At 37.7% G+C, this 3,746-nt stretch carries 2 protein-coding genes and 1 pseudogene; 1 reads left to right on the forward strand and 2 read right to left on the reverse strand.

What is annotated here, in order from left to right; genetic code table 11:
- Positions 1 to 662 (forward strand): annotated as a pseudogene (locus tag AC1DG9_RS24900) (hypothetical protein); the annotation flags it as partial.
- 119 nt (positions 663 to 781) lie between these two features.
- Here AC1DG9_RS24900 and AC1DG9_RS24905 read toward each other — a convergent pair.
- Both AC1DG9_RS24905 and mutS read right to left on the reverse strand, forming a co-directional pair.
- Positions 782 to 1,300: a C40 family peptidase gene (locus AC1DG9_RS24905; protein ID WP_246269724.1), complete on the reverse strand. Its 519-nt coding sequence runs from the start codon at positions 1,298 to 1,300 to the stop codon at positions 782 to 784.
- Positions 1,301 to 1,305: 5 nt separating this feature from the next.
- Positions 1,306 to 3,746: DNA mismatch repair protein MutS (gene mutS / locus AC1DG9_RS24910; RefSeq protein WP_477635447.1), on the reverse strand; the 2,441-nt coding region annotated here is incomplete at its 5' end.

The raw sequence follows: 3,746 nt of genomic DNA on the forward strand, positions 1-3,746 counted from the left end.
GTGGTAAATTACTAAAAACACCAGCCTTAACTACTGCTGCAAGCCTGCTAAAACGTAAGGCAGAGCTTAATTTAGATAAGGATGGTAATGTTAATGGCAAGTTGCACACCGACTTTAGTGGCTCCCAGTATGATAATTATCGTCGTATCATTAGTAAGCCTTCATCTGAGCAGTTAAAATTGCTAAAAGAAGAGTATGATATTGACAATATTGATTTTAACAATCTTAAACTTGCTCAAAGAAAGGATAGCAATCCTGTAACCTCAGAGTCCTTAGATCTAACTATTCAGAGGTATGCACCCCGTACAAATGACAGGATCTATATGGTACTTAATGCGTTCAACAAAACCAACTCCATTCCAGAAGTTAGAAACAGAACATTACCTGTATATGTGAACAGGGGCTTTACAGATGAAGATGAGATAATATATAACCTTCCCGAAGGATATAGTATTGAAGCTAAACCTAATGACAGGGAAATTAAATCGCCATTTGGCAGCTATGCTGTAAAGGTTACAATGGAGGGTAAAAAGCTGATATATAACAGAAAATTTGTTTTGAATAATGGGACGTACCCCGCTGACAAATACGAAAGCTTTATGCGCTTTTTTAGTGACGTAAGTAGTTCAGATAATAGTAAGGTGATTTTTAAAACGAATTAACTTAGAAATATAATTCCAAGGGCTATTCCGATAATCATGATTAGGTACATCAGAATTTCGGTTGTAGCAAAGCGTTTGTACTTATTCCAAAAGGAATCTTGTTTATGTTCTGACATAGTTTAGTTTCTAAAAGAACCTGCTTTAACCATTGTTTTTTGGTAAGCAGGAAGGGTTAAATCGTCGACCACTACCCCACGGGTTGTAGATGCATGAACAAAATAAGTGTCGTTAAGATATATTCCAACATGATCTACAGCACCACCGCCAAAAGAGAAAAAGATAAGATCTCCTTCTTTTAACTGACTAATGCTTTTTTCTTTGATTGTTTCGGCCTGATCGCGGGACCTCCGAGGTAAGCTATTCCCATAAATGTCTTTTTGCAATAAGAAAGCAAAACCTGAACAATCAATACCACGTTTATCTAATCCGCCCAAACGGTACCTTACCCCTGTCCAATCGTTAATAAAGCGATACAATTGCTTGCTTTTTAAATGAGACATAGCATAAGCAATCTTAGATGCTGAATTTGGGTTAGGTTTTACACTTGCTTTTCTTGAACCGCAGGAAGACAACACGATTAACATAAGTACAAATAGTACAGCTTTAACATTGTTTTTCTGCGTATTCAAAATCATCATAGCCTTTATTGTTTTATTATTCGTTGTATTTCATCGAGCTTTAAAAGCGCTTCAACCGGAGTAAGTATATTTACATCCAGGTTGTTAAGTGTATCTCTTATCTTCACTAAAACGGGATCATCAATAGCAAACATCTGCAACTGATAGGCCTGATTTTGAACCTTCTTAATGCTATCTTTAATGCTTTGCCCTTCGGTTCTGTCTATTTCAAGTTTTTTAAGGATCTCATTTGCCCTATTGATCAGTTTAGGAGGCATACCGGCCATTTTAGCAACATGTATACCAAAACTGTGTTCGCTTCCACCGGGCACTAGTTTACGCAGGAAGATCACCTTATTTGAGACCTCTTTAATAGATACATTAAAGTTTTTAACGCGGCTCATTGTGTTGGCAAGTTCATTTAACTCATGATAATGGGTAGCAAACAATGTTTTTGGTCGCGCCGTTGGATGCGTGTGCAGAAACTCTGCGATTGCCCATGCAATAGAAATACCATCGTAAGTACTTGTTCCCCTACCAATTTCATCTAGCAGAATAAGACTGTTATCCGATATATTGTTTAGGATACTTGCAGTTTCATTCATTTCCACCATGAATGTACTTTCGCCTGAAGAAAGATTATCGGACGCACCTACACGTGTAAATATTTTATCTATTAGCCCTATACTTGCAGCCTTTGCCGGCACAAAACAACCCATTTGGGCCATTAGAACAATGAGACCTGTTTGTCTTAATATGGCCGATTTACCCGACATATTGGGACCGGTGATGATGATGATCTGCTGAGTATCGTTGTCTAAAAATACATCATTGGTGATGTACTCCTCACCTACAGGTAGCCTTTTTTCAATTACCGGGTGCCTGCCACCTTTGATATCTAATGCTTTACCTGTAGTAATTTCGGGCTTAACATAGTGATTTTTAATAGCCAGCTGTGCAAAGCATAATAGCACATCTAATTGAGCTATCTGGAAGGCATTTAACTGAATCTGCTTAATATATGCAGCAACCTGAGACACCAATTCATTATATAAACGGATTTCTATCTGCTGAATTTTTTCTTCGGCTCCAAGTATCTGTTCTTCGTATTGCTTTAGTTCGGGTGTAATGTATCTTTCTGCATTTACAAGTGTTTGTTTCCTGATCCAATCTGCAGGCACCTTGTCTTTATGGGTATGAGTAACTTCCAGATAATAACCAAAAACATTGTTAAAGGCTACTTTTAATGACGGGATACCAGTGATGGCAGCTTCTCTCTTTTGTATTTCAACAAGGTAATCTTTACCGCCAAAAGCTATTTTCCTAAGCCTGTCAAGATCTTCATCGATACCCTCAGCTATTACATTCCCTTTGATTAATACAGCAGGAGGATCTTGCTGTAATTCTCTTTCGAGTTTTTCTCTGATGGTTAAACATGGATTTAACTGATCTGCAAGAACAGATAAGAAAGGGTTTTTCACTTCTTCTGCTATCTTTTTAACAGATTCTATATGATACAGTGCCTTTTTTAGCTGACAAAGTTCCCTTGGACCTACTTTTTGCAACCCTACTTTGGAAATCAGCCTTTCTAAATCGCCTATCTGTTTAATGTGCGTCAAGAACTCTTCTAAAAGCGGTTCCTTTTTAATCAGAAACTCTACTACACCTAAACGTTCCTGTATTGGTTTTAATTCCTTTAATGGCATTATGATCCACTTGTGCAGCAAACGAGCACCCATTGGGGTTGATGTTTTATCAAGCACTTCGAAAAGTGTAATGGCATTATCGTTTGTAGAACTAACCAATTCCAGGTTTCTGATGGTAAAGCGATCTAACCATACATATTTATCTTCTTCTAAACGAGAGATCGAAGAAATGTGCTTTAAATTGCGGTGCTCAGTTTCGTTCAAATAATGAAGCACTACTCCAGCAGCTACAATACCGGTTTGCAGTTTATCAACTCCAAATCCTTTTAAAGAAGCTACTTCAAAATGTTTGGTTAAAATCTCATTTGCATAATCGTTGGTAAATGCCCAGTCATCCAAATGGAAAGTATAAAACTTGTCGCCAAAATTCTCAAGGAACTCTTTTCTTTTACTTTTCTGGAAAACTACTTCATTTGGTTTAAAGCCTTGCAAAAGCTTATCTATGTATTCTGCGTCGCCCTGTGCAACCAGAAACTCACCCGTTGAGATATCAGCAAAAGAGACACCTATTGAATTCTTATCGAAATAAACCGCAGCCAGATAATTGTTAGATTTTTGGCTTAATATATTGTCATTGTACGCTACTCCTGGTGTAACCAGTTCCGTAACCCCTCTTTTAACAATTGTTTTAGTTGTTTTAGGGTCCTCAAGCTGGTCGCAAATAGCCACTCTCTGGCCTGCCCTAACTAACTTAGAAAGATAATTATCTAATGAATGATGGGGAAAACCAGCTAATTCCAAAGCGCCATTTGGCCCTGTAC

Source organism: Pedobacter sp. 05L430, from assembly GCF_056397585.1.